This is a genomic window from Streptomyces cucumeris, from assembly GCF_024295805.1.
Classification (GTDB): Bacteria; Actinomycetota; Actinomycetes; order Streptomycetales; family Streptomycetaceae; genus Streptomyces; species Streptomyces cucumeris.
The window spans coordinates 1-6,094 of the sequence record NZ_JANCLX010000074.1 but is presented as its reverse complement, the minus strand read 5'-3'; the positions used below and the strand labels follow the sequence as shown (position 1 = coordinate 6,094).

General features: G+C 69.6%; 4 protein-coding genes and 3 pseudogenes. 4 read left to right on the top strand and 3 right to left on the bottom strand.

Features of this window, described 5'->3' with window-relative positions; all coding sequences use genetic code 11:
* Positions 1-132: integrase core domain-containing protein (locus tag NMK44_RS41660; protein WP_254753365.1), on the top strand; the 132-nt coding region annotated here is incomplete at its 5' end.
* Between the two features lie 400 nt (positions 133-532).
* On the opposite strand, the gene NMK44_RS42885 is transcribed toward NMK44_RS41660, so the two are convergent.
* On the bottom strand, positions 533-619 hold the full coding sequence (locus tag NMK44_RS42885; protein ID WP_374215425.1) for a hypothetical protein: 87 nt from the start codon (positions 617-619) through the stop codon (positions 533-535).
* Between the two features lie 24 nt (positions 620-643).
* On the opposite strand from NMK44_RS42885, the pseudogene NMK44_RS41655 reads away from it, so the two are divergent.
* Positions 644-781: pseudogene (locus NMK44_RS41655) on the top strand (MBL fold metallo-hydrolase); the annotation flags it as partial.
* Between the two features lie 40 nt (positions 782-821).
* On the opposite strand, the gene NMK44_RS41650 reads toward NMK44_RS41655, so the two are convergent.
* Positions 822-959 (bottom strand): transposase, encoded by a 138-nt coding sequence (locus tag NMK44_RS41650; protein WP_254753364.1) that lies wholly within the window; start codon positions 957-959, stop codon positions 822-824.
* Positions 960-1,184: 225 nt separating this feature from the next.
* Here NMK44_RS41650 and NMK44_RS41645 point away from each other — a divergent pair, with 225 nt between their 5' ends.
* Both NMK44_RS41645 and NMK44_RS41640 read left to right on the top strand, forming a co-directional pair.
* Positions 1,185-3,584 (top strand): ATP-binding SpoIIE family protein phosphatase, encoded by a 2,400-nt coding sequence (locus NMK44_RS41645; protein WP_302889242.1) that lies wholly within the window; start codon positions 1,185-1,187, stop codon positions 3,582-3,584.
* Positions 3,585-3,676: 92 nt separating this feature from the next.
* Positions 3,677-5,970 (top strand): annotated as a pseudogene (locus NMK44_RS41640) (SpoIIE family protein phosphatase); the annotation flags it as partial.
* A 16-nt stretch (positions 5,971-5,986) separates the two neighbouring features.
* On the opposite strand, the pseudogene NMK44_RS41635 reads toward NMK44_RS41640, so the two are convergent.
* Positions 5,987-6,094, bottom strand: a pseudogene (locus tag NMK44_RS41635) (IS5/IS1182 family transposase); the annotation flags it as partial.

Sequence of the window (6,094 nt, the reverse complement as noted above, 5' to 3'; positions counted from 1 at the left end):
ACCTCAGACGCCGAACGACAGGCAGCGTTCCCCGACTGGCTGGACTGGTACAACTACCACCGACCCCACACCGGAATCAGCGGCCACACCCCAGCCAGCCGCGTCACCAACCTCTCGGGACAACACATCTAGGACGCTGCCTGGGCGGAGGCCAGCAGTTGGTCGAGGTCGGTGTCGCGGAAGCAGCGCACGGTCTTGCGGTCGAGGTTCAGACGGCGGGCGATGGCGCTGACGTCCAGCGTTTTTCCAGCAGGCGGTGGATGTCCTCGTAGCGGTGGCAGTGCGTTCGATGATCTGGGTGCGGGGCGGTTCCGCGGGCGGTAGCAGCTGGGGGCAGCTCCGGTGCCTCGGTCACGGTCTCCTCCTCAGCGCGTTTGCGCAGGCAGCCGCGGTGCTGGTGGCAGGTCTCCTCCACCGCGGCGGACAGGTTCTGCAGCAGGGTACTGGTGGGCCGTCGGCGAGGTGCCTGCTGAGCAGGCCCTTTTCCCACGGCCCCTTGGGCCCGATTTCCAGGCATCCGGCTCTCCAGTGATCACTTCCGGAGTGGTGCGGTGAGGCGTCCCGCGTGGATGTCTTCATGACAGCTGCGGCAGATCACGAGGGTCTTGCGCCGTCGCATCGCCATCAGATGGACCCATGCGGGCCCACCACCGTCCGCTCCATCCGGGACAGGCTTCTGGTTCTGCCGCCGGAGACCGTGATCCGCACCGGACACGGCGAGATGACCACCGTCGGCACCGAGGCTCCGCACCTGCGCGAATGGGTCCGCCGAGGTCACTGAGGTTCCCCGTCTCTCAGACGCGTCGCAGCGGGGCCCGCTTCTACCAGACGTGCAGCGACTCCGGACTCACCCCCGACTCCCGGGAGACCTCGGTAACCGTGCGTCCCGAGGAGTCGCCCAGCGTGATCGGGTCCCGCTTGAACTCCGCCGTGTACCGCTTTGTGTACGTGCTTCCCACCTCAGAGAACCTCCGTGGCGTGCCCGGCGACGGCACCCGCATCTTGGAGACCGCGTTCAGCGTGACCGCACGCCCACACCATCCGGCGACGAGTCGCCTGCTGGGCCCGACCCGCGACAGCTGGGCAGCTGCCCGCCCTGGGGCTTGAGGCATACGACCGGACGCCAGAGCTATCGGCCCGCCATCAGGTTGATGGAGCACGGCACCGGGACCATTCTTGAGGACATGGAGGACCGCGGCGGTAGCGCAGGTTCGCGTCACGGGACCCCGGGCACGCCACTGGCCGTGACGGACGCGCGGGGCCGTGTCGTGGCGTGGAGCTCCAGCGCAACCCGGTTGCTTGGTCCCAGCGCACCAGAGGCCGTAGGTCAATCGGTGGCCGATCTGCTGGGGACGCGGCCCCACTGGTTGTCCGGTCCGGAGGACCTGGACGAATGGCACGGCGTCCTGACCGTTCGGCATCTGCGGGGCCATCGCTTGGCCATGGGGGTGGGGGCCCATCGGCTCACGGGCGACTATGGGGAGAGTCTCTGGCTGCTGAGCCAGGAGCCTGGGGACACTTTCCCGGAGGACCATGCACTGGCGGACTGGGTCTCGACGGCTTCCCCCGTGGCCGTGACGGTCTATGACACCGACCTGCGCTGCGTATGGCAGAACGCCGCGATGCGGCGCCTGACCGGCGTGCCCGACAGATATCGGATCGGTCGGGGCCCGGTCGCAGCCATCAGCGGGCCTGACGCCGCACTGTGGGAGGAGCGGATGCGCCAGGTACTGGAGACGGGATGTGCGGCGGAGGGCTTCCTCGTCCACGGGCGCACGCGCGGCCATCCTGACCACGACCGTGTTCTCACCGCTTCCGCCTCCGCGCTGCGTGACCGCACAGGCCGGGTAACCGGCGTGTGCGCCACGGTGATCGACACTACGGACTACCACCGTGCTCAAGAGCGTCTGACCCTGCTGAATGAGGCCAGCATGCGCATCGGTAGCACGCTGGATGTGATACACACCGGGCAGGAGCTGGCCGAGCTTGTCGTCCCCCGGCTCGCCGACTTCGTGAGCGTCGATCTGGTGGAGGCACTCCTCAGCGGCGACGCCCCGCCTCCGGGGGCGGTCACCGGGGCAGTCCTGCGCCGGGTGGCCCACCAGTCCGTTCGGGACGGGGTGCCGGAGGCTGTCGTCAATGTGGGTGACGTGGACTTCTACACGGCGAACTCACCGCAGGCCCGGTGCCTTGCCAGCGGGCGCTCCGAGTTCCATCGGACCATGGACGAGGTCGTCGGTACATGGGTCGCGGAGGATCCGGTGCGCCGCGCCAAGCTCAGCGAATACGGATTTCACTCGTGGATCGTCGTACCCGTCACAGCGCGCGGGACGACGCTGGGCGTGGCAGTCTTCGTCCGGTCCCGGCGTCCTGAGCCCTTCGACGCGGAGGATCTGTCCGTGGCCGAGGAGCTGGTCGCGCGGGCCGCCGTCTGCCTGGACAACGCTCGCCGATTCACCCGCGAACACACGGCGGCCGTGGCGCTTCAGCGGAGCCTGCTCCCGCACCAACTGCCGGAACATTCCGCGGTACAGGCGGCCTACCGCTACCTACCGGGTGCGCCCGAGCTCGGTGTGGGCGGCGACTGGTTCGACATCATCCCGCTGTCCGGCGCCCGCGTGGCGCTCGTTGTCGGCGATGTCATCGGCCACGGCCTTCAGGCCTCGGCAACCATGGGCCGACTGCGCACCGCCGTGCGGACCCTCGCCGACATCGACCTGGCTCCGGACGAACTCCTCACCCGCCTCGACGACCTCGTGATCAGGCTGGCCTCCGAGTCCGAAACGGCCCCGGAGGCGACCGCGGCGGACATGGGAGCCACGTGTCTGTACGCCGTCTACGACCCGGTGTCGGGCCGTTGCTGCCTGGCTCGCGCCGGGCACCCGCTGCCCGCAGTGGTGCGGCCGGACGGGACCGCGGATTTCCTCGAGCTGCCCGCCGGCCCTCCACTGGGCCTGGGCGGACTTCCCTTCGAGGCACTCGAGATGGATCTGCCGGAAGGCAGCTTGCTCGCTCTTTATACCAACGGCCTGGTCGAATCCCGGAAGCAAGGTGTGGAGGCGGGCCTCGACGGGCTGCTACGTGCGCTGGTGGTCGAGGAGGTATCTCCGGACGCTCTGTGCGACCAGGTCGTCGGCTCCCTGCTGCCCGACCGTCCGGCCGACGACGCGGCCCTTCTCCTGGCGCGGGTCCAGCGCCTCGGCGCAGGTCAGGTCGCCACTTGGGACGTGCCCGCCGCGCCCGACGCAGTAGCCGGTGTCCGCGCGCAGGCCGTACGCAGGCTTGAGGAATGGGGCCTGGAGGAGCAGACGTTCGTCTCCGAGCTGGTGGTCAGCGAGCTGGTCACCAATGCCGTCCGGTACGGCGGCACTCCCATCCGGCTCCGTCTCATCCGTGATCGGACGCTGATCTGCGAGGTGTCGGACGGGAGCAACACCGCGCCGCACCTGCGCAGGGCCCGCCTGTTCGACGAGGGCGGTCGGGGCCTGATGCTCGTCGCGCAGCTCACGCAGCACTGGGGTGTGCGGCAGACCCCGGTTGGCAAGGTCATCTGGTGCGAGCAGACGCTACCCCCGGGAGTCTGAGGCGCTGAGGTCGAAGGCGAAACGCCTGGTCGCGCGGGGCTGGCTGGCCGAGCCGGCGCCGGGCCGGTTTCGTCCTGTTGGTGGCGGTCGTGATGCTGCTCGTCGCCGCGGCAGGGGCGGCGCTCGTATTGCAGGCCCGGCATGACAGCGAGGACAAGGTCCGCGAGCGGGCACTCGGCGTCGCTGAGACCTTCGCACAATCCCCCGAGACCGCGGCGGGCCTGCGCTCCTCCGACCCGACCGCGGCGCTCCAGTCGCGCGCCGAGGACGTCCGGCGCCGGACCGGCGCCACCTTTATCGTCGTGATGAGCCCGGAGGGGATCCGCTACACCCACCCCAACCCGGCCCTGATCGGGAAACGCTACTCCAGCGCCGTCGGACCGGCGGCGGAGGGGCGGACATTCACGACGACTCTGACGGGGCCCTCGGGTCGGACGGTGCGCGCCATGGTGCCTGTCACCAGCACAGAAGGCTCGGTTCTCGGCGTGGTCGCCGTGGGGGTCGGCGTCGGGGAAGTAGCACGCCTGGCCAACCGCCAACTGCCGGTCGTGCTCGGCGGCGCGGCAGCCGCGTTCGCCCTGGCGGCCGGTGGGGTAGCACTGGCGAGCAGGCGGCTACGGCTCCAGACCCACGGCCTCGGCCCCGCCGAGATCACGCGGGTGTACGAGCACCACAATGCGGTTCTGCACTCCGTCCGAGAGGGCGTACTCATCCTCGACGGCGACCGTCGGCTGCTGCTTGCCAACGACGAGGCGCACCGGCTGCTCGACCTGCCCTCGGACGCCGAGGGGCGTCACGTCAGGGATCTCGGCCTCGCCCCCTCTACCGCTGAGTTGCTCGCCTCCGGTCGCGTCGCGACCGACGAGATCCACACGGCCGGAGGCCGCTTGCTGTCCGTCAATCACCGCCCTGCGGAGTGGCACGGACACCAGTGGGGCAACGTGGCGACACTACGGGACACCACCGAGCTGAGCGCGCTAGCCGGCAAGGCCGCCGTGGCACGAGGACGCCTTGAACTGCTCTACGACACCAGCCTGAGTATCGGCACCACCTTGGACGTGACGCGAACCGCCGAGGAACTGGCGCAAGCCGTGGTCCCGCAGTTCGCCGACTTCGTCACGGTCGATCTACCCGACGCCGTCCTGCGCGGGGAGGAGCCGGCTGGCGAGGGCGCGGACATGCGTCGCACCGCGGTGGGCGCCATCCGTGAGGACTGCCCCCTCTACCCGCTGGGCGAGCTGATCAGCTTCGTGCCATCCTCGCCGCAGGCCAAGGGCTTCTGGAGTGGGCAGCCGGTTCTCGAGCCGAACCTGACGGCTGCTCCCGGGGTCATGGCCCAGGATCGCGAACGCGCCAAGAAGATCCTCGACTACGGCATCCACTCGCTCATGACGGTCCCCCTTCGTGCTCGGGGAGTCACACTGGGCGTGGTCAACTTCTGGCGCCAGGAGAAGCCCGAGCCATTCGAGAACGACGACCTGTCCCTCGCCGAGGAACTGGTCGGCCGGGCAGCCCTGTGCATCGACAACGCCCGGCGCTACACCCGTGAACATGCGACGGCTCTGGCCCTGCAGCGGCGATTGCTACCGCGTGACCTGCCCGAACAGACCGCCATCGAAGTCGCGCAACGTTATCTGCCCTCTCAGGTCGGCGTCGGTGGGGACTGGTTCGACGTCACCCCCTGTCGGGCTCCCGGGTGGCCCTGGTCGTGGGTGACGTCGTCGGCCACGGCCTGCACGCCGCCGCCACGATGGGCCGGCTGCGCACTGCCGTGCATAACTTCTCCGCACTCGAACTGCCCCCCGACGAACTCCTCGCGCACCTGGACGACCTGGTCGACCGTCTCGACCGGACCGAAGCCGAGGGTGAAGGCGAGGACATGGCGCCCACCGCGGACAACGGTGTCGGGATCATCGGTGCAACGTGCGTGTACGCCATCTACGACCCGGTTTCCCGGTGCTGCACCCTTGCACGTGCCGGCCACCCCCCACCCGCCCTCGTTCACCCCGACGGTACCGTGGACTTCCCCGAGCTGCCCGCGGGCCCGCCCCTCGGCCTGGGCGGCCTGCCCTTCGAGACCACCGAACTCCTCCTGGCCGAAGGCAGCCAGCTGGTCCTGTACACCGACGGGCTCATTGAAGACCGCAATCGCGACATCGAATCCGGCCTTCAGCAGCTACGGCGTGCGCTGGCTCACCCCGATCGGACACCCCAGCAGACCTGTGAGGCGGTGCTGAACGCCCTCCAGCCCACCCATCCCGGTGACGACATCGCCCTGCTCATCGCGCGTACCCGCGCCCTGGATGCCCGCCAGGTGGCCGCCTGGGACCTGCCTGCCGACCCAGCCGTGGTCTCCCGGGTCCGCGCGGACGTGACCGCACAGCTAGGCCGTTTCTTACGGATCACCTCGCGGCCCAGATGTGGATGGCCGCGAGGTGGAGTGCGGCCTGGTAGACGGTTGCGGTCTTGTCGTAGCGCGTGGCGAGGCCGCGCCACTGCTTGAGGCGGTT

Excerpts from the sequence above, each read along its gene's own strand:
- NMK44_RS42885 (WP_374215425.1), bottom strand. The coding sequence starts at position 619 with ATGCGACGGCGCAAGACCCTCGTGATCTGCCGCAGCTGTCATGAAGAC.
- NMK44_RS41645 (WP_302889242.1), top strand. The coding sequence starts at position 1,185 with ATGGAGGACCGCGGCGGTAGCGCAGGTTCGCGTCACGGGACCCCGGGC.